This is a genomic window from Gordonia sp. 'Campus' (assembly GCF_022206305.1).
GTDB lineage: Bacteria > Actinomycetota > Actinomycetes > Mycobacteriales > Mycobacteriaceae > Gordonia.
The window spans coordinates 1-23,797 of sequence record NZ_JAKOIW010000018.1 but is presented as its reverse complement, the minus strand read 5'-3'; the positions used below and the strand labels follow the sequence as shown (position 1 = coordinate 23,797).

Annotated in this window: 22 protein-coding genes and 1 tRNA gene; 14 read left to right on the top strand and 9 right to left on the bottom strand. The window is 67.8% G+C overall.

What is annotated here, in order from left to right:
* Positions 1-54 precede the first annotated feature (54 nt).
* Positions 55-3,633: a transcription-repair coupling factor gene (gene mfd, locus MAY35_RS17820; protein ID WP_238422638.1), complete on the bottom strand. Its 3,579-nt coding sequence runs from the start codon at positions 3,631-3,633 to the stop codon at positions 55-57.
* A gap of 90 nt (positions 3,634-3,723) precedes the next feature.
* Between mfd and MAY35_RS17815 the strand changes: the two genes are divergently transcribed.
* Positions 3,724-4,278, top strand: coding sequence for a GNAT family N-acetyltransferase (locus tag MAY35_RS17815; protein ID WP_238422637.1), 555 nt, complete (start codon positions 3,724-3,726; stop codon positions 4,276-4,278).
* A gap of 15 nt (positions 4,279-4,293) precedes the next feature.
* Here MAY35_RS17815 and MAY35_RS17810 read toward each other — a convergent pair whose 3' ends face one another.
* Positions 4,294-4,995 carry a TetR/AcrR family transcriptional regulator gene (locus MAY35_RS17810; protein ID WP_238422636.1) on the bottom strand — a complete coding sequence of 234 codons (702 nt, stop codon included), beginning with the start codon at positions 4,993-4,995 and terminating at the stop codon, positions 4,294-4,296.
* A 79-nt stretch (positions 4,996-5,074) separates the two neighbouring features.
* Positions 5,075-5,722 carry a vitamin K epoxide reductase family protein gene (locus MAY35_RS17805; protein ID WP_238422635.1) on the bottom strand — a complete coding sequence of 216 codons (648 nt, stop codon included), beginning with the start codon at positions 5,720-5,722 and terminating at the stop codon, positions 5,075-5,077.
* A 149-nt stretch (positions 5,723-5,871) separates the two neighbouring features.
* On the opposite strand from MAY35_RS17805, the gene MAY35_RS17800 reads away from it, so the two are divergent.
* The 4 genes from MAY35_RS17800 to MAY35_RS17785 are packed head-to-tail and all read left to right on the top strand — an operon-like array spanning position 5,872 to position 9,648.
* Entirely contained in the window at positions 5,872-6,516 is a 645-nt protein-coding gene (locus MAY35_RS17800; RefSeq protein WP_238422634.1) for an ABC transporter permease, read from the top strand.
* Positions 6,513-7,841, top strand: coding sequence for an ATP-binding cassette domain-containing protein (locus MAY35_RS17795; RefSeq protein WP_238422633.1), 1,329 nt, complete (start codon positions 6,513-6,515; stop codon positions 7,839-7,841). Before MAY35_RS17800 ends, MAY35_RS17795 begins: the two co-directional genes overlap by 4 nt.
* A complete protein-coding gene (locus MAY35_RS17790) occupies positions 7,838-8,656 on the top strand; it encodes an ABC transporter permease (RefSeq protein ID WP_238422632.1) in 819 nt (272 codons plus the stop codon). Before MAY35_RS17795 ends, MAY35_RS17790 begins: the two co-directional genes overlap by 4 nt.
* A 56-nt stretch (positions 8,657-8,712) precedes the next feature.
* Entirely contained in the window at positions 8,713-9,648 is a 936-nt protein-coding gene (locus MAY35_RS17785; protein ID WP_374237978.1) for a glycine betaine ABC transporter substrate-binding protein, read from the top strand.
* 345 nt (positions 9,649-9,993) lie between these two features.
* On the opposite strand, the gene MAY35_RS17780 is transcribed toward MAY35_RS17785, so the two are convergent.
* The 3 genes from MAY35_RS17780 to MAY35_RS17770 all read right to left on the bottom strand — a co-directional run bounded on the left by MAY35_RS17780 (position 9,994) and on the right by MAY35_RS17770 (position 11,918).
* Positions 9,994-10,503, bottom strand: coding sequence for a pyridoxamine 5'-phosphate oxidase family protein (locus MAY35_RS17780; protein WP_238422630.1), 510 nt, complete (start codon positions 10,501-10,503; stop codon positions 9,994-9,996).
* Positions 10,504-10,579: 76 nt separating this feature from the next.
* Positions 10,580-10,720 (bottom strand): hypothetical protein, encoded by a 141-nt coding sequence (locus MAY35_RS17775; RefSeq protein ID WP_238422629.1) that lies wholly within the window; start codon positions 10,718-10,720, stop codon positions 10,580-10,582.
* Positions 10,721-10,775: 55 nt separating this feature from the next.
* Complete coding sequence (locus tag MAY35_RS17770; RefSeq protein ID WP_238422628.1) at positions 10,776-11,918, bottom strand: LLM class flavin-dependent oxidoreductase; 1,143 nt, start codon at positions 11,916-11,918, stop codon at positions 10,776-10,778.
* 179 nt (positions 11,919-12,097) lie between these two features.
* Here MAY35_RS17770 and MAY35_RS17765 point away from each other — a divergent pair, with 179 nt between their 5' ends.
* Both MAY35_RS17765 and MAY35_RS17760 read left to right on the top strand, forming a co-directional pair.
* On the top strand, positions 12,098-13,270 hold the full coding sequence (locus MAY35_RS17765) for an LLM class flavin-dependent oxidoreductase (RefSeq protein ID WP_238422627.1): 1,173 nt from the start codon (positions 12,098-12,100) through the stop codon (positions 13,268-13,270).
* On the top strand, positions 13,267-14,613 hold the full coding sequence (locus MAY35_RS17760; protein ID WP_238422626.1) for an NtaA/DmoA family FMN-dependent monooxygenase: 1,347 nt from the start codon (positions 13,267-13,269) through the stop codon (positions 14,611-14,613). Before MAY35_RS17765 ends, MAY35_RS17760 begins: the two co-directional genes overlap by 4 nt.
* Before the next feature lies 1 nt (position 14,614).
* On the opposite strand, the gene MAY35_RS17755 is transcribed toward MAY35_RS17760, so the two are convergent.
* Together MAY35_RS17755 and fabG are read right to left on the bottom strand one after the other, a co-directional pair.
* Positions 14,615-14,686 (bottom strand) — tRNA-Gln (locus tag MAY35_RS17755).
* A 109-nt stretch (positions 14,687-14,795) separates the two neighbouring features.
* Positions 14,796-15,551, bottom strand: coding sequence for a 3-oxoacyl-ACP reductase FabG (gene fabG / locus MAY35_RS17750; RefSeq protein ID WP_238422625.1), 756 nt, complete (start codon positions 15,549-15,551; stop codon positions 14,796-14,798).
* A gap of 316 nt (positions 15,552-15,867) precedes the next feature.
* Here fabG and glmU point away from each other — a divergent pair, with 316 nt between their 5' ends.
* From glmU to arsC, 3 genes are all read left to right on the top strand, one after another.
* On the top strand, positions 15,868-17,328 hold the full coding sequence (gene glmU / locus MAY35_RS17745; protein ID WP_238422624.1) for a bifunctional UDP-N-acetylglucosamine diphosphorylase/glucosamine-1-phosphate N-acetyltransferase GlmU: 1,461 nt from the start codon (positions 15,868-15,870) through the stop codon (positions 17,326-17,328).
* Between the two features lie 75 nt (positions 17,329-17,403).
* On the top strand, positions 17,404-18,381 hold the full coding sequence (locus MAY35_RS17740) for a ribose-phosphate diphosphokinase (protein ID WP_238422623.1): 978 nt from the start codon (positions 17,404-17,406) through the stop codon (positions 18,379-18,381).
* Positions 18,382-18,480: 99 nt separating this feature from the next.
* Positions 18,481-18,822 carry an arsenate reductase (glutaredoxin) gene (gene arsC / locus MAY35_RS17735; protein WP_238422622.1) on the top strand — a complete coding sequence of 114 codons (342 nt, stop codon included), beginning with the start codon at positions 18,481-18,483 and terminating at the stop codon, positions 18,820-18,822.
* Positions 18,823-18,870: 48 nt separating this feature from the next.
* Here the strand turns inward: arsC and MAY35_RS17730 are convergent, their stop codons facing one another.
* Positions 18,871-19,317, bottom strand: coding sequence for a limonene-1,2-epoxide hydrolase family protein (locus MAY35_RS17730; RefSeq protein WP_238422621.1), 447 nt, complete (start codon positions 19,315-19,317; stop codon positions 18,871-18,873).
* 233 nt (positions 19,318-19,550) lie between these two features.
* Here MAY35_RS17730 and MAY35_RS17725 point away from each other — a divergent pair, with 233 nt between their 5' ends.
* The 4 genes from MAY35_RS17725 to MAY35_RS17710 all read left to right on the top strand — a co-directional run.
* Positions 19,551-20,192: a 50S ribosomal protein L25/general stress protein Ctc gene (locus MAY35_RS17725; RefSeq protein ID WP_238422620.1), complete on the top strand. Its 642-nt coding sequence runs from the start codon at positions 19,551-19,553 to the stop codon at positions 20,190-20,192.
* Between the two features lie 46 nt (positions 20,193-20,238).
* Positions 20,239-20,805: an aminoacyl-tRNA hydrolase gene (gene pth, locus MAY35_RS17720; protein WP_238422619.1), complete on the top strand. Its 567-nt coding sequence runs from the start codon at positions 20,239-20,241 to the stop codon at positions 20,803-20,805.
* Positions 20,806-20,877: 72 nt separating this feature from the next.
* The gene (locus MAY35_RS17715; protein WP_238422618.1) at positions 20,878-22,710 is read left to right on the top strand and encodes an SLC13 family permease; all 1,833 of its coding nucleotides are present in this window, start codon (positions 20,878-20,880) and stop codon (positions 22,708-22,710) included.
* Between the two features lie 100 nt (positions 22,711-22,810).
* The coding region (locus tag MAY35_RS17710; protein ID WP_245404243.1) for a beta-ketoacyl-ACP synthase 3 at positions 22,811-23,797 on the top strand (987 nt) is incomplete at its 3' end.

Below are 23,797 nucleotides of genomic sequence, written 5' to 3'. Positions count from 1 at the left end.
ACCCGCCGGCGCGGCATCTCCACCCGGTCATGAAGGGCGCTTCCCGCCGCTTGTTCAGACCGGCTCCGGCTTGAGCTGGGTGAGGAAGGTCGTCAGATAGTCGATGAGTTCGTCGTCGCGTAGACGTGCCGAACCCACCCCACCGGTCCGCGGGATGGGCAGGGTGACCACGGACGTCGTCGCCCGGAAGGTCGCCGAGGAGTAGAGCCTGCGCAGGCGCACCTGTTCACTGTCGAGCAACGGCAGCGGCGAGATCTTCAGCCCCTGACCGGCCAGACCGATCTCGGTGATGCCGCGCTCGCGGCACCTCAACCGCAGCCTGGCGATCGAGGCCAGACGCGTGGTCTCCACCGGCGGTGGGCCGTAACGGTCATTGAGCTCGACGAGGACGGCATCGACGGCGGCGTCGTCCACTGCCGATGCGAGCTTGCGGTACGCCTCGAGACGCAGGCGGTCGGAATCGACGTATTCGACCGGGATGTGCGCATCCACCGGCAGGTCGATGCGGACCTCCCCGGTCTCCTGCGATTCCACCGGCTTCCCGTCCGCCGCAGCGCGATACGCCTCGACGGCCTCGCCGACGAGGCGGACGTAGAGGTCGAATCCGACGCCGGCCACGTGTCCCGACTGTTCGGCCCCCAGCACGTTTCCGGCGCCACGCAGCTCGAGGTCCTTCAGGGCCACCGCCATGCCGGCACCGAGTTCGTTGTTCTGCGCGATCGTCGCCAACCGGTCGTAGGCGGTCTCGGTCAGCGGGCGTTCGGGACTGTAGAGCAGGTACGCGTACCCGCGTTCGCGACTACGGCCGACGCGTCCGCGGAGCTGGTGGAGCTGCGACAGACCCAGGTTCTCGGCGCGGTCGACGATGAGCGTGTTGGCGTTGGAGATGTCGAGGCCGGTCTCGATGATCGTCGTACAGACCAGTACGTCGTATTCGCGGTTCCAGAACCCCGACACCGTCCGCTCGAGTTGGTCTTCGCCCATCTGACCGTGCGCGACAACGACTCTCGCCTCGGGCACCATCGCGGCGATGTCTTTTGCCGTCTTGTCGATGGTCGACACGCGGTTGTGCACGTAGAACACCTGACCGTCGCGCAACAGCTCGCGGCGGATCGCGGCGGCCACTTGCTTCGGCGCATAGGCCCCGACATAGGTCAGGACCGGGTGGCGCTCCTCGGGCGGCGTGAGGATCGTCGACATCTCGCGGATGCCGGCCATCGACATCTCCAGGGTTCGCGGGATCGGGGTCGCCGACATCGTCAATACATCGACGTGGGTACGCAGGGATTTGATGTGTTCCTTGTGTTCGACGCCGAATCGCTGCTCCTCGTCGACGATGACGAGCCCGAGGTCCTTCCACACGACGCCGGTCTGCAACAACCGGTGCGTACCGATGACGATGTCCACCTCCCCCTTCGACATCGCCTCGGTGATCTCGCGGGACTCCTTGGCGTCGGTGAACCGTGACAGGCCGCGGACACGCACCGGGAATCCACTCATGCGCTCGGTGAAGGTCTGCAGATGCTGTTGCGCGAGAATGGTTGTCGGGACGAGCACGGCGACCTGCTTGCCGTCCTGCACCGCCTTGAACGCGGCGCGGACCGCGATCTCGGTCTTGCCGTACCCCACGTCGCCGACGACGACGCGATCCATCGGTACCGCGCGCTCCATGTCGGACTTGACCTCGGCGATGACCGTCAGCTGATCCACGGTCTCGGTGAAGTCGAAGGCGTCCTCCATCTCCTGCTGCCACGGGGTGTCCGGCCCGAAGGCGTGGCCCGGCGCGGCATGACGTGCCGCGTAGAGCTGGACGAGCTCTCCCGCGATCTCGCGAACAGCCTTGCGCGCCTTGCGTTTGGTGTTCTGCCAGTCCGACCCGCCGAGCTTCGAAAGCGACGGCTGCTCGCCACCGACGTAGCGCGACAACTGATCCAGCGCGTCCATCGGGACATACAGGCGGTCCGCGGGCTGACCACGCTTGCTCGACGCGTACTCGAGGACCAGGTACTCCCGGCGTGCGCCCGAGACCGTGCGCTCGATCATCTCCACGAACCGGCCGATCCCGTGCTGGTCGTGCACCACCAGGTCGCCCGCCGCGAGCGCGAGCGGATCCACCTGGTTGCGCCGCTTCGCCGGAAGTCGGCGCCCGTCACGGACATTCGCCACCCGGGTACCGGTGAGATCGGCCTCGGCCACCACCACGAGACCGGCATCGGGGCAGACGATCCCGGCGCGCAGGGGGGCGCAGAACACCGCCACCTCACCCGGCACCGGACGATGCCCGGGCTCGGCGAGCACGTGGGGCACCTCCGCTTCGGACAACCGTTCGCCGACGCGTTGCGCGGTGCCCTTGCCCGCGACCACGATCGCCGCGGTCTTGTCGTCGGACACATGCGCGCGCAACTGCGCGAAGGTGGCGGCGATCTCCTTCTCATCGCCTCGCGGCGCAGGGCCGGGCGCGAGATCGAGTTCGAGCTCGTTGCCGCTGCCCGTGGAGAGCGGACTCAGGGTCCACCAGGGGCGTCCCGCCGCGAGTGTGGCCGTACGGACCTCGTCGAGTGGCCGGTAGGCGCTGGCCTGGAGATCGATGCCCAACCCCTGCGCGGACCGCCCGTCGATCGGGGCCTGCGCGCCCATCGCGGCCGCGGTCCACGACGCCTCGAGGAACTCCGCGCCGGTCTTCGACAGGTCCGACGCGCGGGTCCGCACCTTCTCGGGGTCGAGGATGAGTACGCGGGTGCCGGCGGGGACCACCTCGGTGAGCAACTGCATCTCGCCGTCGACGAGCGCCGGGATCAACGCTTCCATGCCCTCGACGGGGATCCCCTCGGCGAGTTTGCCCAGCATCTCGACCATCGTCGTGTCGCCGGGGTCGGATGCGGCGAGATCGGCCGCGCGTGCGCGGACCTTCTCGGTGAGGAGCAGTTCACGTCCGGGGTGGATGCGGACCTCGGTGGTCTCGACCTCGGGTTGGCTGCGTTGATCGGCCACCGAGAACGCGCGCATCTCGGTGATCTCGTCGCCCCAGAACTCCACACGAACCGGATGGTCGGCGGTGGTCGGGAAGACGTCGAGGATGCCGCCGCGCACGGCGAATTCGCCTCGACGCCCCACCATGTCGACGCGCTCGTAGGCCATCTCGACCAGTTGCGCCAGCAGCGCGTCGAAGTCGATCTCGATGCCCTCGCGGAGTGTCACGGTGGCGACGTTGCCGAGCCCCGGCGCCATCGGCTGCACGAGCGAGCGGACGGTCGTCACGACGACCCGCAGCGGGGTGTCGCCGGGGTTGGCGAGGCGATGCAGCACCGCGAGCCGCTGGCCCACGGTGTCCGCACTCGGCGACAACCGCTCATGCGGGAGCGTCTCCCACGACGGGAACTGCGCGACGGCGCCGGCGTCGTCGAGCAGCTCGGCGAGCTCGGCCGTCAGGTCGTCGGCCTCGCGACCGTTCGCGGAGACCACGAGCAGCGGCGCATCGTTCGCCGAGGTCAGGCAGGAGACGAGGAAGGGCCGCGCCGCATCCGGCGCGGTGATGTCGAGCGTGCGCTCGTCGCGGCGCGAGTGGACCTCGCCGAAGGACTTGTCCGAACACGCGAGTGCAGCCAGACCGGACAGGGCGCGGAGCGATGACACTCCGCCGATTCTATGGGGCGCCGCTTTCCGGAGCTCCCCCCGGTCATGACGAGTTCTCGCCGTCGCCGCCCTTGTCCTAACCTCAGGCGCATGACCGAGCGGACACCGGACGCACAGGCGTCCCGCATCGCTGTGGGTGACGCGACGATCGACGACTGTGCAGCGGTCGCGGAGATCTACGCGCACTACGTCGAACACACCGTCGCGACCTTCGACTACGTCGTCCCGTCACTGCCCCAGTGGCATGCCAAACATGCCGCGATCACCGCGGCCGGGCGCCCGTTCGTCGTGGCGCGGATCGTCGAGGACGGCGCCGAGAGCGTCGTCGGGTACGCCTACCTGGGGACCTTCCGCGGGATGCCCGCCTACGACCTGTCGACCGAGGACTCGATCTACGTCCGCCCCGGTTACGCAGGTCGCGGCATCGGGTCGGCACTGATGTCCGGTCTGCTCGACCGGGCGGACACCACGAACGTCCGGCAGATCGTGGCGGTCATCGCCGCCACCGGCGGCGAGGGCTCGATCGCCCTGCACGCCCGGTTCGGATTCGAGCAGGTGGGTCGGCTGCGAGCGATCGGCCACAAGGCCGATCAGTGGATCGACTGCGTCTACATGCAGAAGGATCTGTGGCCGGCATCCGACTGACGTCTCGGTGGGGGCTCAGTTGTCGTCGACGGATGTGCGCCGCTGCGACTCCACATAGTCGGGTCCGACGAGCGCCGGGTCGGGATCGAGCCGCGTGAGGCCGTTCCAACAGAGGTTGACCAGGTGCGCGGCCACGACTTCCTTCGACGGCTCCCGCACGTCGAGCCACCACTGCGCGGTGACCGACACCATCCCGACCAGAGCCTGGGCGTACAGCGGGGCGAGCGACGGGTCGAAGCCGCGCCGCTCGAAATCGCCGGCCAGGATGTGCTCGACCTGACTGATGGCGTCGTTGAGCAGGCTCGAATACGTCGCGGTGTCGCTCGTGCCCGCGGTGCTGTCGCCGCGCACGAGGATGCGAAATCCGTCGGTGCGCTCCTCCATGTACGTCAGCAGCGCCAGTGCGACCTGCTGGATGCGGTAGAGCGAGCGATTCTTCGACAGCGACGAGGTGACCATCTCGAGCAATGTCTCCATCTCACGGTCGACGACGACCGCGTACAGACCTTCCTTGCCGCCGAAATGCTCGTACACGATTGGCTTCGAGACCCCCGCGCGCTGGGCGATCTCCTCGATGGAGGTGCCCTCGAAACCGCGTTCGGCGAACAGACCGCGCGCGACCTCGATGAGCTGTAGCCGCCGCTGGGCGCCGGTCATCCGCGCCCGAGGTGCGCGCTGCACCTCGGCCGAACCTTCCGAAGGACGTCCGATCGCCATGTGCCCAGGGTAGGGGGCGGCCACCGGGATCACGAACGGAACGACATCCACGACCCGGCCGCGGCGACACGATGGACGGTCAGTAGAGGCTCGACCAGTACGACCAGAACCGCACCGCGATCAGCACGATGACCACGCCCACCGCCAGGACCAGGATCGGGGCGTGGTTGCGCGCCAGCAGCAGTGCGGCACGAGACCTCGATGTCAGGCCGCTCGCGTGGGCGTTGCGGACGCTGACGAACACGAAGATCGGCAGGGTCACCGCCCACACCACCATGCAGTAGGGGCACAGCGCGCCGATCGAGTAGAGACTCGAGTAGATCAGCCACGAGATGAACACCAGGGCCGCGGTCACACCGACCTGCAGTCCCGCCCAGTACCACCCGGCGAGACGCGCGCCTGCCAGCAGAGCGACGCCGGTGGTGATCGCAACGGCGAAACCGGCGATGCCGAGCAGCGGATTGGGGAAACCGAACAGCGCGGCCTGGGGTTCGGCCATCACCGACCCGCAGCTCAGCACCGGGTTGAAGTTGCACGACGGCACGTAGTTCGGGTCGGCGGCCAGTTCGAATCGTTCGACGGTGAGTACGAAGGACGCCACGAAACCGATGGCGCCCCCCACGCTCAGAATCCAGGCGACCACCCGGGTCCAGGAACGCACCGCGTCGTCGAGGTGCGCGCGGTCGTCGTCTTCGGTCGTCGTCGTGGTCGAGGCACTGTCACTCACGACTCCAGGATGACACCGCGACCTGAGAGTTCGGCTCGGTCTGCGTCGAAGTCACACTGGATCGGTCCAAATGTCGGCGTCCGGTGCGAACCCTGCGTAATGTCGATCCAGACACCGGGGGCGGGAGCGCCGGGGATGGGACATCAACAGTGCAACTGTGGGACTACATCAGCGAGAACGCACGCTCTCTCACGTTTCTGACTTACCAACACGCTTCGCTGTCGTTCCAGACCGTCTTGGTCGGAACCCTCGTCGCGATCCTCATCGCCACAGTCGTGTACCGACTTCCGCTGGTCGGCGCGCTGACCCTGACGTCGAGCCGTGTGGCACTGACCATTCCGTCACTCGCCCTGCTCGCCCTGTTGATCGTGCCGTTCGGACTCGGTGTGACACCGTCGTTTCTGATGCTCGCGTTCTTCGCGACGCTGCCCGTCATCGGCAACGCGGTGGTCGGGTTGCGTTCGGTCCCGCCATCGGTGGTCGAATCTGCCCGTGGCATCGGACTTTCGAGATGGCGCATCCTGCTGACGGTCGAGCTCCCGATCGCGTGGCCGGTCATCCTCACCGGCATCAGGGTCTCGACGCAGATGATCGTCGGCGTCGCGGCCATCGTCGCCTACGTCCTCGGCCCCGGCCTCGGCTCGTTGATCTTCAACGGACTCTCCCGCCTCGGCGGCGCCAATGCACTCGAGATGGCGCTCGCCGGAACCATTCTCATCGTCATCATCGCCCTCGTCTTCGACGCACTCCTGGTTCTGCTCGGCCGACTCACCATCTCCAAGGGACTCTCATGACCGACTCCACCACCTCGTCTCCTGCGGACCCCACGAGCCGCAACGTCACCGGCGAGTCGATCCGCCTCGAAGGCGTGATGAAGCGCTACCGCGGCTCGTCCGAACCCGCCGTTGCCCGACTCGATCTGGAGATCGACGCCGGTGACATCGTCGCCTTCGTCGGACCATCGGGTTGCGGTAAGACGACGACGCTCAAGATGATCAACCGGCTCATCGAGCCCACCGAGGGCCGGATCTACATCGGCGGCCGCGACGTCACCGCCGAGAACCCCGACAGCCTGCGCCAATCCATCGGGTACGTCATCCAGTCCGGCGGGCTCTTCCCGCACTGGTCGGTGAGCAAGAACATCGGCGCGATCCCCCGGATTCTCAAGTGGGACAAGAAACGCATCGCCGAACGGACCGAATACCTGCTCGATCTCGTCGGTCTCGACGCCGCGACGTTCGCCGACCGCCTGCCCAAGGACATGTCGGGGGGCCAGCAGCAGCGCGTCGGCGTGGCGCGCGCACTCGCCGCCGATCCCCCCGTGCTGCTGATGGACGAACCGTTCGGCGCCGTCGACCCGATCACGCGAGCCCGCCTGCAGGACAAGCTGATCGCGATCCAACACGAACTCGCCAAGACCATCGTCATCGTCACCCACGACTTCGAGGAGGCGACCAAGCTCGGCGACAAGGTGCTCATCCTGTCCGAGGGCGGCCGTATCGAACAGTTCGCCCCGCCCGAGGAGATCCTCGCGAACCCGGCGAGCCCCTTCGTCGAAGAATTCGTGGGTTCCGGTGCGACGCTTGCCCACCTGACCCTGACCCGCGTCCGCGACGTCGACATCCGCGATGTCGTCACCGCCCACGTCGGCGAACCCTCCGGCGCTGTCGTGTCCCGCGCACGGGCCGCCGGCGAGGAGTGGGTCGCGGTGGTGGACCAGCACGGCCGCCCGCGGGCCTGGCCCTCCATCGACGAGGTGCGGGCCAAGCCCGAGATCTCGGATTATCTCGATCAACGACTCCCCGTGGTCGCGCAGTCCTCGACACTCAACGACGCTCTCGATTCGATGCTCGCGACCAGTCAGGGCGGGGTGCTCGTCACCGACGGTCGCGGCGCGGTGGTGGGCGCACTGAACATCGCCGCGGTCATGGAGGCCATCCGCGGGCAACTCGCCACGGTGCGCGACGACGACGATCACGTCGGCTACCTCGACCATGCCGAAGGCTCAGCCCCCGTCGAGACCCCGGTCGTCGCAGCCGATGACGAGCCCGGCTTCGAGTCCGCCACCGACGCCGGCGCAGCTCCGGTGGGCACACCCGAGACGAGCGCCGACCGGTGACGGGCTTCATCGCCGAGGAGGCGCGCCTCACCGAGACCTCGAAACCGCCTGCACCGGAATCGGTCCCGAGCGGTTTTCGACGCCGTTTCGCCCGCATCCCGATCGACGTCTGGTTCGAACCGCTCGTGATCGTCGTCGTCGGCGTCGGATTCCTGATCTGGTACCAGAACACGACTTTCACCACCACCGAGAGCGCCTCCATGGCGTGGCCCGCATTGCGGGCCACCATTCTAGATCACATCCAGCTCACGCTCGTCGCGACGATCATCGTCGTCCTGATCGCCATTCCGCTGGGCATCGCGCTCACCCGACCGTCATTGCGGTGGCTGAACCCCATCGCGGTCAACATCGCCAACATCGGTCAGGCCGCACCGGCCATCGGTTTGCTGGTGCTGTTCACCTTCTGGCTCGGCACCGGTTTCAACACCGCGGTTGTCGGTCTGGTCGTCTACGCGGTGCTGCCGATCCTGCAGAACACGATCGTGGGTCTCCGTCAGGTCGATCAACGGACGGTCGAGGCCTCGCGCGGGATCGGGCTGTCGGCGATCCGCACGCTCGTCCAGGTCGAGTTGCCGCTGGCCGTACCGGTCATCCTCAACGGCGTGCGCACCGCGCTGGTGATCCTGGTCGGCACCGCGACGCTGAGCACGTTCATCGGGGCCCCGAGCCTCGGCACCGTCATCACCACGGGGATCACCCTGTTCCTGCCCAAGCTGCTCGTCGCCGGCGCGATCCTGGTCGCCCTCCTGGCGATGACGATCGACTGGCTCGGCCGCCTGATCGAACTCGCGGCCACACCACGGGGGATCTCATGAGAGCGTTGAAGTCCGGCCGCCCGGTCGCGGTCCTCGCCGCGTCGGCCGCCCTGCTGATGATGTTGTCGGCGTGCGGGCTCGTGAGTTCCTCCGGAACGTACCGAGCGGCCTCGCTACCCGGTGGCGAACGCCCCCTCGAAGGCACGTCGATCGCCGTGACGTCGAAGAACTTCACCGAACAGGTCCTGCTGGGCAAGATCACCGCGACGTACCTGGCCGCCGCGGGCGCCGACGTCGACGACCTCACCAACGCACCGGGTTCCATGTCGTCTCGTCAGGCCGTCCTCAACGGCGACGCCGACATCGTGTGGGAGTACACCGGCACGGCGTGGCAGACCTATTTGGGTGAGACCGAGACGATCGCCGACCCGCAGCAGTTGTGGGAGCGGGTGCGGGATGCCGAGCGCCCCAACGGGGTCGAATGGCTTCCGCCCGCGTCGTTCAACAACACCTATGCGTTCGCCGCGGCCTCACCGACCGCCAAGGCCCTGAACGTCACCAAAATGTCCGACATCGCAAAGCTGCCCGAGTCTGAGCGAACCTTCTGCATCAACGACGAATTCCTCTCGCGTGCCGACGGTTTCATTCCGATGCTCAAGGCGTACGACATCCCGCTCGGCGCCCCGGGCGGCGTCCCCAAGGGCAATGTCACCACGATGGACTCCGGCGTCGTCTACACCTCGACCGCGCGCAGCGAACCGTGCAACTTCGGCATGGTCTACTCCACCGACGGTCGCATCAAGAACCTCGACCTGACCGTGCTCGAGGACGACCGCAAGTTCTTCCTCCCCTACAGCGGTTGTGTGGTGATCAACAGCGGCCTCAACGAGTCCAACCCGAAGATCGCCGAGCTGATGGCCCCCGTCTCGGCCAAGCTCACCGACCCGCTGATGCAAGAACTCAACGGCCTCATCGACATCGACGGCGCAGACCCCGCCGATGTCGCCTACGACTGGCTCAAGGACGAGGGGTTCATCGTCCCGGTGGACTGACCGTCGACCGTGCGTCGATTTTCGTCGACCGTGCGTCCAGTTACGTCGACCGTGCGTCCGCTTCCGTCGACCGTGCGTCCGACCCCGTCGACCGTGCGTCCGACCCCGTCGACCGTGCGTCCGACCCCGTCGACCGTGCGTCGGTACTCGTCGGTTGTGCGACAGGCTCGTCCGCTCGCTCGGCGGTGCGAAGCAGCTGAGGTGTTCTGAGACCGCGCACACGTGACGAGTCCCGCACAGTGGGCAGATCGGGACGCACAGTCAACGAAGTGCGACGCACGGTCGACGTGATTGGGCGCACGGCGAACGAAATACGACGCACGCTCGACGAAATCGGACGCACAGTCAACGAGATGGGTTCGGGGCGTAGACCGTCATCCAGTGCGGGTGCAACCGGAAGTAGATGACCTCGACGTCCCAGTCGAAGGCGTCGTCTCCGTAGGTCTTTTTGAAGTGCGCCACCAATTCCGGCCAGTCGTCGGCGCGGTCACCATCGATCGGGTTGAGAATCTCGACGGTCCCGTGCGCGAACACCCCGAGTTCCTCCCCTCGGATGTGCGCGACACTGGCAGCCGGGCGGGCGGCGAGGTGCCGGGCCTTCGCGGCGGTGCGCGCGGTCCCGAACACCCACTTGCCGTGGAGGAAGTGGCCATCGACAGCGCTGATCCTCGGCTCACCCGACGCGGTCACCGTCGAGAGCGCGAGCACCCGCATACCGGTCAGGATCTCGATCAATCGCGGTGCGTCGACGGTGTTCTCGGTGGTGATGATGGAACGCAGGTGGTCGGTCGATCGGGACAGCGACGCATCGAGAAGCGTCTGGAGTTCGTGGAGTTCATCCGGGGTCTCGTACATGGTGGGAGTTCCTCGTGGCCGTTCACCGGCGACGACCGTCGTCGCCGAGGAACCCCATGGTGCCACCGCAAACCGGCTACGAGGGCTGTCCGCGTCCGACCGTTCTTGCTGTCTCGAGGGGTAGACCCAGAGGCGGCGCCTCGGGATGCAGTGCCGCGCCGACGGCGAGGAGATCGACGTCGACGTGGCGCCTGATGCCGGCGAACACAGCGCTCATCGACGACCGCGCACCCGCGCGTGGTCGGAAACCCTCCGCCGCGAAACCGGTCACGTCACCGCCCTCCCAATCCCCATGCGGTGGCGAGCAGTTCGTGCGACGTCAGCCGATGGTCGAAGTCGTGGGTCACGCTGGTGACCAGCAACTCGTCGGCGCCGGTCACCCGGGCGAGCGTCCGCAGGCCGTCCACGACGGTCTCGGGATCACCGACGAACTGGGTGCTCACCCGGTCGTCGACGAGAACCCGCGCATCGCCATCGAGGGGTTGCGCTGTGTCCGGGTCGGGATACGGTTGCGCGCCCGCCCCGCTGCGGATGCCGTGCACCCAGTGCCCGTAAGTGGACGCGCGGTGACGTGCGGTCGGTTCATGCTCGGCGACAACGACATCCGCGGACACGACCACATAGGGTTCGGCCAGAACCTGCGACGGCCGGAACGCACTGCGATACGCCTCGACGGCCTCGAGGACCGTGCTCGGGCTGACGTGATAGTTGGCGACGAACGGCAGGCCCCGCGCACCCGCGGTCTGGGCGCTCTGTCCCTTGCTGCTCCCGAAGATCCATACCGCCACGTCCGCGCCACGCCCGGGCACCGCGGTCAGTTCGACGTCGTGGTGATGGAAGTCGCCCGCCAGGAGCGCGAGCACGTCACCGACGGCGTCGTCGAAATCCGGCGGTGACGCACCGTCGAATTGCGACGCCTCGAACGCGGCGACGACCCGCGGCGCGGTCAGGATCGACTCGACGGGGAACGGCGTCGGAATGAGCAGACCGTCGACGATCTGATCGGGCTGTCGGGGTGCCGGCTCGCGGGGTGCGGGTTGCCGGTCGGCGGTCGACAGCTCGGCGCGACGTTGAGCGGATCGACCGAGACCAAGGTCCAGCCGGCCGGGGTACAGCGCGTCGATCGTCCCGAATGCCTCCACGATCGACACCGGGGTGTGCAATCCGCTCTGCACCGCCGCCGACCCCACACGGATGGACTCGGTCGAGCCGGCGATCAGCCCGATGAGAGTGGTCGTCGACGAACTGGCGACCGCGACGAAGTGATGTTCGGCGAGCCAGAACCTCCGGTAGCCCAGGCGTTCGGCATGCCGGGCCAGGACGACGCTGCGCCGCACCGCCGTCGCGGCGTCACTCCCCTCGGTGACCGGGGCGAGGTCGAGCACCGACAGCGGTATCGGTTCTTTTCCTGTCATGCCTCTCCCCGACCATCTCGAGTCCTCCGCCGAACACGCGTCACCCTGATCACCGAAGCGCGGCGCGCGGGATAACGAAAGGGTTTGACCCACCCCGATCCGATGCCCGTCCCCCGGAATCCTCGTTCCTCGTAGCGCCGTTCTCGACGATGAACGACTACACGACATGGGAGGATTCGATGGCCGAGCACCTGCACCTGGCTGTTGCGTTGGACGGCTTCGGCTCTCACCCGGCTGCGTGGCGAACACCCCGGGCCCGGGGCACCGCTCTCACCACGGCAGCGCACTGGCAGAACCTGGTGGAGGAGGCCGAAGCCGGTCTGCTCGACTTCATCACCCTCGCCGACTCATTCGCCCTGCACCGCGGGCGCCCCCGCACCGACCGGGCGACCGGAGGTCTGGACTCGGTGCTGCTCGCCTCCCGTCTCGCACCGACAACCCGCTCGATCGGGCTGCTCCCGACGGCGACCGCCACGCACACCGAGCCGTTCCACGTGTCCAAGGCCATCGCGACCCTCGATTTCGTCAGCAACGGCCGTGCCGGCGTCGTGCTGCGTACGACCGCGAACCCAGGCGAGGCCGCTCTCTTCGGTCGGCGACGATTCCCCGACGACCCGAAGGTGCTCGCCGATCTCGCGTCCGAGGCCCTCGATTTCGCGACCGTGCTCGGACTGCTCTGGGATTCATGGGAGGACGACGCCGAGATCCGCGACGTCGCAACGGGTCGCTTCATCGACCGAGACAAGCTGCACCACATCGACTTCGCCGGGGACCACTTCTCGGTGCGGGGCCCCGCCATCACCCCGCGCCCACCGCAGGGACGGCCGGTCATCGCCACGACCGGCGCACATCCCACCGACCTGCGGGTGATCGGGCGGGGTGCCGACGTCGGGTTCATCAGCCCACGCGATGTCGATGACGCCGTGCGAGCGGTGGACGCCGTGGGTGCCGCCCATTCGGACGCCGGTCGCGAGATCGCCGACCCTGCACTGCTGTTCGTCGACCTGTTCGTCGTGCTCGCCGCCTCGCGCGCGGAGGCAGAAGGGCGCCGGGCGCAACTCGACGACTGGGCCGGCGAACCGTTCACACCCGACAGTGCGGTCTTCATCGACACACCGACCGGACTCGCCGACGAGATCGAGCGCTGGGCAGCGGTGGAGGGAATCAGCGGAATCCGTCTGCACCCGGCCGCCTTGTCCGAGGATCTGCGCTCGATCACGCAAGAGCTCGTACCGGAACTGCAGCGCCGCAACCTCTTCCGCTCCCGGTACGCCGAGTCGACGCTGCGCGGCCATCTCGGCCTGGACCGTCCGTCCAACCGATTCGCCTCCGGAAGGGCCGGTGTCGCATGACCAAACAGGTACATCTCGCTGCGCACTTCCCCGGGGTCAACAACACCACGGTGTGGAGCGACCCGGACTCGGGCAGTCAGATCGAGTTCGCCTCGTTCGTCCATCTCGCACAGACCGCAGAGCGCGGGAAGTTCGACTTCTTCTTTCTCGCCGAAGGCCTGCGTCTCCGCGAGCAGAACGGGTTGATCTACGACCTCGACGTGGTCGGACGCCCGGACACGTTCACTGCCCTGTCGGCCCTGGCCGCGGTGACGACCCACATCGGCCTCACCGGCACCATCAACTCGACCTTCAACGAACCGGTCGACGTCGCACGGCAGTTCGCGACCCTCGACCATCTGTCCGCCGGACGCGCGGCCTGGAATGTGGTGACCTCGTGGGATGAGTTCACCGGCGAGAACTTCCGGCGGGGCGGTTACCTGCCCGAGGACCAGCGGTACGCACGCGCGAAGGAGTTCCTCACCGCAGCGGCAACGCTCTGGGACTCATGGCGCGACGACGACGTCGTCGCCGACGCCGAGAGCGGCCGGTTCCTGGCTCGTCAAGAGGCGGGTGGATTCGACTTCACCAGTTCACAGTTCGACATCCGTGGGCACTTTCCGACCCCTCGTCCGCCACAGGGGCGGCCGGTCATCTTCCAAGCCGGGGACTCCCGCGACGGCCGGGAGTTCGCGGCCGCCACGGCCGACGCCATCTTCTCCCGGCACGCCACCTACGATGCCGGCCGGGCGTTCTACACCGACGTGAAACAGCGACTCGACTCCTATGGCCGTCGCCCCGAACAACTGCTGGTGCTACCCGCCGCCACCTTCGTCGTCGGCGACACCGACGCCCAGGCCGCCGAAGAAGCCCACGAAGTGCGCCTGCAACAGGTCAGCGGCCAGACGGCAATCAAATTCCTGGAGCAGTTGTGGAATCGCGACCTGTCCGACCACGACCCCGACGGTCCGCTGCCGCAGGTGGATCCGGTTCCCGGCGAGAACACGATCGCGAAGGGACGCGCGAGCGTACGTATGCACCGCGACCCGGTGGCCGTCGCGCGCGAATGGCGCGACCTGGCCGAGGCGAAGAACCTGACGACGCGCGAACTCATCATCGAGGTCAGCGGCCGCCAGTCGTTCGTCGGTTCGCCACAGACCATCGCGCACACGATCAACGACTTCGTGCAGGCCGACGTCGCGGACGGGTTCATCCTGGTACCCCACATCGTGCCCGGCGGACTCGACCGGTTCGTCGACGAGGTGGTGCCGGTGCTGCAGGAGCTGGGCGTGTATCGCACCGACTACGAGGGCACCACGCTGCGGGACAATCTGGGGCTCCCACGACCGCGCGCCGACTCATGAGCTCCGCCACCAGGACTCGAACCTAGAATGCCTGAACCAAAATCAGGAGTGTTGCCGATTACACCATGGCGGATCACTGCGCTGACGATTGTGCCACAGCCTGCGGGCACTCACGCCAGGTGACCACTCGACTCCCAGACCTCGATCGAGGTCTGGGAGTCGAGTCGAAGTCTGCGGGTCGGTCAGTCCTTGGGGCCGCCGGCGACGTAGACGACCTGGCCGGACACGAAGCCCGCACCCTCGCTGATGAAGAACGACGCGGTGTGCGCGATGTCCTCGGGCACACCGACCCGGTTGACCGGGATCTGGCTCGCCGCGGCGCGCTTGAAGTCCTCGAAGGGCACGCCGACGCGCTCGGCGGTCGCCGCGGTCATCTCGGTCTCGATGAAGCCCGGTGCGATGGCGTTGGCGGTGACGCCGAAGCGGCCCAGTTCGATCGCGAGGGTCTTGGTGAAGCCCTGCATGCCGGCCTTGGCCGCCGAGTAGTTGACCTGGCCCCGGTTGCCCAGAGCCGAGGTGCTCGACAGGTTGACGATGCGTCCCCACTCGGCCTCGACCATGTACTTCTGAGCGGCCTTGGTGACGTTGAACGCGCCACGCAGGTGGACGGCCATGACGGCGTCCCAGTCGTCGACCGTCATCTTGAAGAGCAGGTTGTCCCGGGTGATGCCGGCGTTGTTCACCACGACGGTCGGCTTGCCGAGTTCGGCGACGACCTTCTCGACCGCTGCGTTCACCGAGGCCTCGTCGGCGACATCGGCGCCGACCGCGATGGCCTTGCCACCCGCATCGGTGATGGCCTTGACGGTGTCCGCGCAGGCATCGGCATCGAGGTCCAGGACGGCGACGGCCAGCCCGTCGTCGGCGAGGCGTTTGGCCACTGCCGCACCGATTCCCCGAGCCGCGCCCGTGACGATCGCCGTTTTCTGCGTGCTCATTCACAACCTCCGTGTGTTCGATTGACGAACCGGACAACTCCGGCGCGCATGCGTTTCCTCATCCCGCATCCAACACGATCCGACGGCCGTACCGCCGTCTGTTACCGACTGATCGCTCGGGATTCGCGGTCCCTTGTGTTCTATCAGGCCCGGCTGTGACCAACCGTTCCATTCTGCGCAGTGCATTTCTGCCCCCGGCTACCGATGCGTAGGATCGCACCCGACGTGCGACCGTGGACGCTGCCCGAACAGTCCCGCGAACGCGTCGGGCAGACATGATCGTGGCAGACCCGATCAGGAAGAGGGTGGACATTCGATGACGGAGACGTCGACATCCGTGGCCGTGATCGTCCTGGCCGCGGGCGCCGGTACCCGCATGAAGTCCAAGACCCCCAAGATCCTCCACACCATCGGCGGGCGATCCCTCGTCGGCCACGCGCTCCACGGCGCCGCGGGCATCTCGCCCGAGCATCTGATCGCCGTCGTGAGCCACGAGAAGGAGCGCGTCACCGCCGCGATCGCCGAGATCGCCGGCCGGCTGGTTGTGCAGGTCGGCATCGCCGAACAGGATGCGCCCCGCGGCACCGGTGACGCGGCCCGCGTCGGACTCGGCGGACTGCCCGAACAGTTCGACGGAACCGTCATCGTCACCGCGGCCGACGTCCCGCTGCTCGACGCCGGCACACTGCGCGACCTCATCGACACCCACACCGCCGACGGCGGCGCCGCGGTGACCCTGACCAGTTTCGTCGCCGACGACCCGACCGGCTACGGACGCATCGTCCGCGACGGAACCGACGTCGCGGCCATTGTCGAACACAAGGACGCCACCGCCGGGCAACGCGCGATCACCGAGGTCAACGCGGGCGTCTACGCTTTCGACGCCGCAGCCCTTCGGGACGGGCTGTCGCAGCTCTCCACCGACAACGTGCAGGGCGAGTACTACCTCACCGACATCGTCGAGATCGCCCGCGCCGCCGGCCGCACGGTCCGCGGCCACACCGTCGCCGACTCGGTCCTGGTGGCCGGCTGCAACGACCGCGCCCAGCTGTCCGCACTCGGCGCCGAACTCAACCGGCGAATCGTGCGTCGCCACCAACTCGACGGCGTGACCGTCGTCGATCCGGCCACCACGTGGATCGATGTCGAGGTCTCCATCGAGCCCGACGTCCGCATCGAACCGGGAACCCAGCTGCTCGGCCGGACGACCGTCGCCACCGACGCGGTCGTCGGCCCCGACACGACGCTCACCGACGTCACCGTGGGACCGGGTGCCCACGTGATCCGGACTCACGGCAGCGACGCCGTCATCGGCGCCGACGCCAGCGTCGGCCCATTCGCCTACCTGCGGCCCGGAACATCACTCGGGGTCGCCGGCAAGATCGGCACGTTCGTCGAGACCAAGAACGCGACCATCGGCGACGGCTCGAAGATCCCGCACCTCACGTATGTCGGGGATGCGACCATCGGCGAGCACTCCAACATCGGGGCGTCGAGTGTCTTCGTCAACTACGACGGGGTGAGCAAGCACCGCACGGTGATCGGCGACCACTGCCGCACCGGCTCGGACAACATGTTCGTCGCACCGGTGACGGTCGGCGACGGGGCATACACCGGAGCCGGAACCGTCGTGCGGCAAGATGTACCGCCGGGAGCCCTTGCGGTCTCGGCGGGCGAACAACGTGTCATCGACGACTGGGTCGTACGCAAGCGACCCGACACCCCGGCGGCACGCGCGGCCCTGAAGGCCCGCGAGAACGACCCCGGATCGGCCTGACCGGTCCGGACACGACCCCGCCGTCGCGGCGGGCAGCTTTTCCTGATCCGAAACGACACGAACAGAAGAGTTTTCATGACCTGGACCACCGACAACCAGAAGAACCTGATGCTGTTCTCTGGTCGTGCCCATCCCGAACTCGCCGCAGCCGTCGCCGATGAACTGGGCATCAAGGTCACCCCCCAGACCGCCCGCGACTTCGCCAACGGCGAGCTGTTCGTTCGTTTCGAGGACTCGGTTCGCGGATCGGACGCTTTCGTCCTGCAGAGCTGCCCGTTCCCGCTGAACCAGTGGGTCATGGAGGCGCTCATCATGATCGACGCCCTCAAGCGGGGCTCGGCCAAGCGCATCAGCGTGATCCTCCCGTTCTATCCGTACGCCCGCCAGGACAAGAAGCACCGCGGCCGCGAGCCGATCTCGGCCCGGCTCATCGCCGACCTGCTCAAGACCGCGGGCGCGGACCGGATCATCACCGTCGACCTGCACACCGATCAGATCCAGGGCTTCTTCGACGGCCCCGTCGACCACATGCACGCCCAGGGGCAGCTCGCCGAGTACATCCGCGGCAAGTACGGCACCGACAACATCGCCGTGGTCTCCCCTGACTCCGGTCGCGTGCGCGTGGCCGAGAAGTGGGCCGACACCCTCGGTGGCGCACCGCTGGCGTTCATCCACAAGACCCGCGATCCCCTCGTGCCCAACCAGGTCAAGTCCAACCGGGTGGTCGGTGAGGTCGAAGGCCGCACCTGCATCCTGATCGACGACATGATCGACACCGGCGGCACCATCGCGGGCGCGGTGCGCGTCCTCAAGGATGCGGGAGCCGGCGACGTCATCATCGCCACCACGCACGGCGTGTTCTCCGACCCGGCAGCCGAGCGGCTCGCGAACTGCGGCGCCAAGGAAGTCATCGCGACCGACACCCTGCCGATCCCGGACGAGAAGCGATTCGCGAACCTCACGGTCCTCTCGATCGCCCCCCTCCTTGCCCAGACGATTCGCGAGGTCTTCGAAAACGGTTCGGTGACAAGCCTGTTCGACGGCATCGCCTGACCGGCTGAACGAACCAACGAAGGGCCCGGCGAGACGTTCTCGCCGGGGGCCCTTCGTCATGTTCGCGGCAGCGTCACCGACCGGGGTACCGTGTGTCCCGTGGACGCGACGATCTATCACAACCCGAAGTGCTCGACCTCGCGAAAGGCGTTGCAGGCACTGCGCGATGCGGGCGTGGAGCCCACCGTCGTGAAATATCTCGACGAGCCCTACAGCCGGGAACAACTCGTCGAGTTGTTCTCCGGCGCCGGCGTCACCCCCGCCCAGGCGGTGCGCAAACGCGAGGCCCTCTACAAAGAGCTCGACCTCGCGTCCGCGACCGACGAGCAGATCCTCGATGCGATGGTCGAGCACCCGATTCTCGTCGAACGCCCGATCGTGGTGACCGACAAGGGCACCCGTATCCCGCGGCCCATCGAGAAGCTCGACGAGATCCTCTGAGTCACGACCGCTTCGGCCGCAGGGCCGCCGAGCCCACGCCCCGGTCGATCAGGCCGAGAGAGCCGGCGCGGGAAGCGGCCGTTGGATCGACGGCACCGCGAGCGCCGCGACACCACGGATGAGCGCCTTGGTCATGTCGTAGTAGTCGAAGTAGTCACGCCACACCGTGATTCGCCCTTCGCGGACCTCGAAGCGTCCACACACCCAGAACTGCATGTGCAACCGGCCGAAGCGCAGTTCGTCGACGCGCTCGGTGAGCACCACCCCGGCATCGTCGGCGCTGACGTTGATCATCCGGTAGTTGAACCCGACCCCGTCGTTGCGGGCGACCCCGCCGAGCACACCGGCCACCTTCTTCTTGCCGCGGATGGTCGGGAGCGAGACGTTGGTGTACGCGATGTCGTCGTCGATGGTCTCGAGGGCGGCAGGTACGTCGCCGCGCGCGAACTCGTCCAGCAGGGTGGTCACGATCTCGATCGGAGTCTGTGAGGTCATGGCAGACCAGTATCCCCGAGGTCGGGCCGACCGGATAGGGATGTGACATCCCGGCAGGTCATCGGCTACTCTGGCCCCCGTTGTCTCGGCGAGGGTGACCATGTCACCGTGATCGGCGCGGCCATCGCAGTCCTCCTGTGCCCCTCGGGCCGGTGGGTGTCCGCGGTCGGAGCCCGTGCCCGGTGTTGCTCGTCGCGACGCCGACAGACCGCACACCACACCAGGAGATCCCCATGTCGAACCAGGCCAGCAAGCTCACGGTCAACACCCGCACCGAGAAGGGCAAGGGCGCCGCACGTCGCGCTCGCCGCGAGGGCAAGGTCCCCGCGGTGCTCTACGGGCACGGCACCGACCCGCAGCACCTGCACCTCCCCGCCCGCGAGTTCGCCGCGATCCTGCGCAACAACGGCCTGAACGCCATCATCGACCTCGACATCGAGGGCTCGAGCCAGCTCGCACTGACCAAGCAGGTCGACGTCCACCCGATCCGCAACTACATCGAGCACGCCGACCTGCTCATCGTCCGCCGCGGTGAGAAGGTGACCGTCGAGGTCGCGATCATCGTCGAGGGCGACGCCGCTCCCGGCACCCTCGTGGTCCAGGACGCCAGCGTCGTCGAGGTCGAGGCCGACGCCCTGTCCATCCCCGAGCAGATCGTCGTCAGCGTCGAAGGCGCCGAGGTGGGCGTGTCCGTTCACGCCTCGGATCTCGACCTGCCCGAGGGCGTGACCCTCACCGCCGATCCGGAGACCCTCATCGTGGCGGTCAACGAGGCGCAGGCCGCGGCCACCGAGTCCGAGGCCGACGGCACCGCCGACGCAGCCGCCGACGCCGAGGGCGAGAGCACCGAGGAAGCCGCCGAGGACTCGGAGTAATCCGACTCTCACGCCTACTCGGTTCGAGTGGGGAAACTGCACAATCGTGAAACTGATTGTCGGGCTCGGTAATCCCGGGCCCAAGTACGAGAAGACGAGGCACAACGTCGGCGCGATGGTCGCCGACGGCCTCGTCGCCTCCGCCGGGGAGCGCTGGAAGGTACACAAGAAGTCCGGCGCCGAGGTCGCCGAGCTCAGGCTCGGCGGCCACCCGGTCCTCGTGGCGAAGCCACGTGTGTACATGAACGAGTCCGGACGACAGATCGGTCCGCTGGCGAAGTTCTACTCCGTCCCCGTCGATGACCTCATCGTCGTGCACGACGAACTCGACATCGACTTCGGCGCCGTCCGCCTCAAGCGCGGCGGCGGCGAGGGGGGCCACAACGGTCTGCGCTCGATCAGTCAGGCGCTCGGCACGCGTGACTACCTCCGTGTGCGTCTGGGCATCGGCCGGCCGCCCGGTCGTCAGGATCCGGCCGACTTCGTGTTGAAGCCGTTCCCGGCCGCAGCGCGCGCCGAGGTCGATCTGCTGATCGGCAACGGCTGCGACGCCGTCGAACTCTTGACCGGCCAGGATCTGGAGACCGCCCAGAACACCGTGCACACCTGGTGATCCGCCCTCGTCGCTGACACGCGACTTCGCGGCGGACCTGCGCGGGACCGGACGCGGTGCGACCATGGATCGATGTCGGACGCCACCACGAGTCTGATCATCCTGGCGGTGACGGTCGTCCTGTTCGTCTGGAACCGACTGCCCGTCGGGGTGGTCGCCATCGGTTCCGCGATCGCGCTCTATCTGTGCGGACTCATCAGCGTGGACTCGATGACGAGCGGCCTCGGTGCCACCGTCATCGTGTTCATCGCAGCGCTGTTCGTGGTCAGTGAAGCCCTCGAGGCGTCGGGCATCACCGGCTGGATCGGTCGATCGGTCGGTCGCCTCGCCGGTACCGGCCGGGCACGTGCGGTGCTGGCGATCATGACGCTCGCTGCCGTCCTCAGCGCCCTCATCACGGTCAACGGCGCGGCCGCCGCGCTCGTCCCCGTCACCGTGGCCATCGCGCGGCATGCGGGCCTCGTCCCGTCCCGGGTCCTGATCCCACTCGCCTATGCATGCAGCGCCGGGGCACTCCTGACACTGTCGGGCAGTCCGGTCAACGTCATCGTCAACGATGCGGCCGTCGAGCAGACCGGCTCCGGCTTCGGCTACTTCTCCTTCGCGCTCGTCGGGTTGCCGCTGGTCCTCGTGACCGCGGGCGTGTCGATCCTGTTCGGCGATCGGCTCCTCCCCCATCGCGAATCGACGACGCTGCCACGCGATTTCAGCAACTATCTCGGCACGGTCGTCGACCACTACGGACTCGACCGTCGCATCTACCGCCTCCATGTCGGACCGGGGTCGGCCGCGGTCGCCGCCACCCCGGCCGGCCTGATGACGGCACCGGGGGATCCGCCGGCCGGTGAATCCGGCGTGGTCCTCGTCGCCACCGAACGGCCCGGCGCGCGAATCGTCGACGACGACACGCCGCTCGACGTCGGCGACGTGCTGGTGATCTCCGGTGCCGGCGAGACCGTCGAACAGCTCGCGCGCGATCACGGGCTGACCCTCGAAGACGTGGCGGGGCGCCGAAGCCGGCAGGGGTCACTCATCGGCCGGGACGTCGGCATCTGTGAGCTCGTCGTGCCGCCACGCTCCGACTGGGTGGGAACGTCGGCGTTCCCGGGGATGATCCGCGAGGACGGCCTGCTGGTCCTGTCGATCCGCAGGCGCAACCGCGACGTCGGCCCACGGGCCATCACTCTCGAGGAGGGCGACATGGTGCTCGTCCACGGCTCGTGGGGCGCCATCGACGCCCTCGCCGACGACCAGCGCGTCCTCGTCGTCGACTCGAGCGAACAGGTGCGCCGCCAGACCGGCAGGCTGGGACGGACCGCGCCGCGGGCGGGCGTCGTTCTCGTCGCGATGATCGTGCTCCTGGCCACCGGCGTGGTCCCACCCGTCGTCGCCGGCCTGCTCGCCGCGCTCGCGATGGTCCTGTCCGGCGTCATCAACTCCGAGCAGGCCTACCGGGCCGTGTCGTGGCCGACGCTGGTTCTCATCGCGGCCCTGATCCCGATGTCGACGGCCATCTCGACCTCCGGCGGCGCCGAGATGATCGCCCGGCCCATTGTCGACCTGGTGTCCGGACACAGCCCGTATGTGCTGCTCATCGCTCTTTTCCTGCTCACCACCGTGGTCGGGCAGTTCATCTCGAATGCGGCGACCGTCCTCATCGTCATCCCGATCGCGATGGCCGCGGCGGCCGACGTCGGCGTCGACGCGCGGCCGGTCCTGATGCTCGTGTGCGTCGCGGGCGCCGCGTCCCTGCTGACCCCGATCGCCACCCCCGCGAACATGATCGTGATGAACCCCGGCGGGTACCGGTTCGGCGACTACTGGCGCCTCGGACTGCTCACGACGGCATGCTGGCTCGTGATCGCGGTCGCGCTGATCCCGGTCTTCTGGCCGCTGAACGGCTGACGTCGTCGACCGGGCTCTAGAATCGCTGCGGCAGCACATTGCGAAGGGATCGACAACAGTGGTCAACCTCTCGGTGAAGACCGGACATCAGAACGTCTCGATGCTGGGCATCGGCGCATACCGGCCGCGGCGCCTGGTCAGCAACGACGAGGTGTGCGAGGTCCTCGACTCGACCGACGAGTGGATATTCGAACGCAGCGGCATCCGCAACCGCCGGTGGATCAGCGGCGACGAGAGCGCCCGGTCGATGGCGGCGGCCGCCGCGGAGCGCGCGATCGCGAACTCCGGAATCCCCAAGGAGAAGATCGGCGCGCTGATCCTCGCCACGAACAGCTGGAAGACCAAGATCCCGCACGGCGGACCCATCGTCGCCTCCGACATCGGCCTGAACGGCATCGCGGCCTACGACGTCGCCGCCGGATGCGGAGGCTTCGGATACGGCCTCGGCGTCGCCGCCGACACCGTCCGTGCGGGCAGCGCCGAGTACGTCCTTCTCGTCGGCGTCGAGACGATGTCGGTGGTGATGGATCCGACCGACCGCAACACCGCGTTCATCTTCGGCGACGGCGCCGGAGCCGTGGTCGTCGGGCCCAGCGAGGACAACGGCATCTCCCCGACGGTGTGGGGCAGCGACGGGGAGAACGCCGAGGCGATCGGCCAGAACTGGGAGATCCCCGAATACATGGACCGTGCCCAGGCCTATCAGCACAAGGACCCCGCGGCCGATCCTGTCGGCCGGATGGTGGTGACGATGGCCGGACCGAAGGTGTTCCGGTGGGCGGCGATCACGCTCCCCCGCGCCCTGGCGACCGTACTGGAGACCTCCGGGGTGGGCGTCGAGGACATCGAGGTCTTCGTCCCGCATCAGGCCAACGCCCGCATCAACGAGCTGATGAAGAAGAACCTCGGCTTCCCCGACGACCTCCCGATGGCCAACGACATCGAGAACACGGGCAACACCTCCGCCGCGTCGATCCCGCTCGCGATGGAGGAGATGCTCGCCACCGGCAAGGCGGCGGGCGGGCAGACCGCACTGCTCCTCGGCTTCGGTGCCGGACTGAGCTATGCCGGTGCGGTCGTCACCCTC

Bases quoted from the DNA above. Each gene is read 5' to 3' on its own strand.
- MAY35_RS17815 (WP_238422637.1), top strand. From the start codon at position 3,724: ATGACCGAGCGGACACCGGACGCACAGGCGTCCCGCATCGCTGTGGGT.
- MAY35_RS17810 (WP_238422636.1), bottom strand. From the start codon at position 4,995: ATGGCGATCGGACGTCCTTCGGAAGGTTCGGCCGAGGTGCAGCGCGCA.
- MAY35_RS17795 (WP_238422633.1), top strand. From the start codon at position 6,513: ATGACCGACTCCACCACCTCGTCTCCTGCGGACCCCACGAGCCGCAAC.
- MAY35_RS17785 (WP_374237978.1), top strand. From the start codon at position 8,713: ATGATGTTGTCGGCGTGCGGGCTCGTGAGTTCCTCCGGAACGTACCGA.
- MAY35_RS17780 (WP_238422630.1), bottom strand. From the start codon at position 10,503: ATGTACGAGACCCCGGATGAACTCCACGAACTCCAGACGCTTCTCGAT.
- MAY35_RS17775 (WP_238422629.1), bottom strand. From the start codon at position 10,720: ATGAGCGCTGTGTTCGCCGGCATCAGGCGCCACGTCGACGTCGATCTC.
- MAY35_RS17770 (WP_238422628.1), bottom strand. From the start codon at position 11,918: ATGACAGGAAAAGAACCGATACCGCTGTCGGTGCTCGACCTCGCCCCG.
- MAY35_RS17765 (WP_238422627.1), top strand. From the start codon at position 12,098: ATGGCCGAGCACCTGCACCTGGCTGTTGCGTTGGACGGCTTCGGCTCT.
- MAY35_RS17760 (WP_238422626.1), top strand. From the start codon at position 13,267: ATGACCAAACAGGTACATCTCGCTGCGCACTTCCCCGGGGTCAACAAC.
- fabG (WP_238422625.1), bottom strand. From the start codon at position 15,551: ATGAGCACGCAGAAAACGGCGATCGTCACGGGCGCGGCTCGGGGAATC.
- glmU (WP_238422624.1), top strand. From the start codon at position 15,868: ATGACGGAGACGTCGACATCCGTGGCCGTGATCGTCCTGGCCGCGGGC.
- MAY35_RS17740 (WP_238422623.1), top strand. From the start codon at position 17,404: ATGACCTGGACCACCGACAACCAGAAGAACCTGATGCTGTTCTCTGGT.
- MAY35_RS17730 (WP_238422621.1), bottom strand. From the start codon at position 19,317: ATGACCTCACAGACTCCGATCGAGATCGTGACCACCCTGCTGGACGAG.
- MAY35_RS17725 (WP_238422620.1), top strand. From the start codon at position 19,551: ATGTCGAACCAGGCCAGCAAGCTCACGGTCAACACCCGCACCGAGAAG.
- MAY35_RS17715 (WP_238422618.1), top strand. From the start codon at position 20,878: ATGTCGGACGCCACCACGAGTCTGATCATCCTGGCGGTGACGGTCGTC.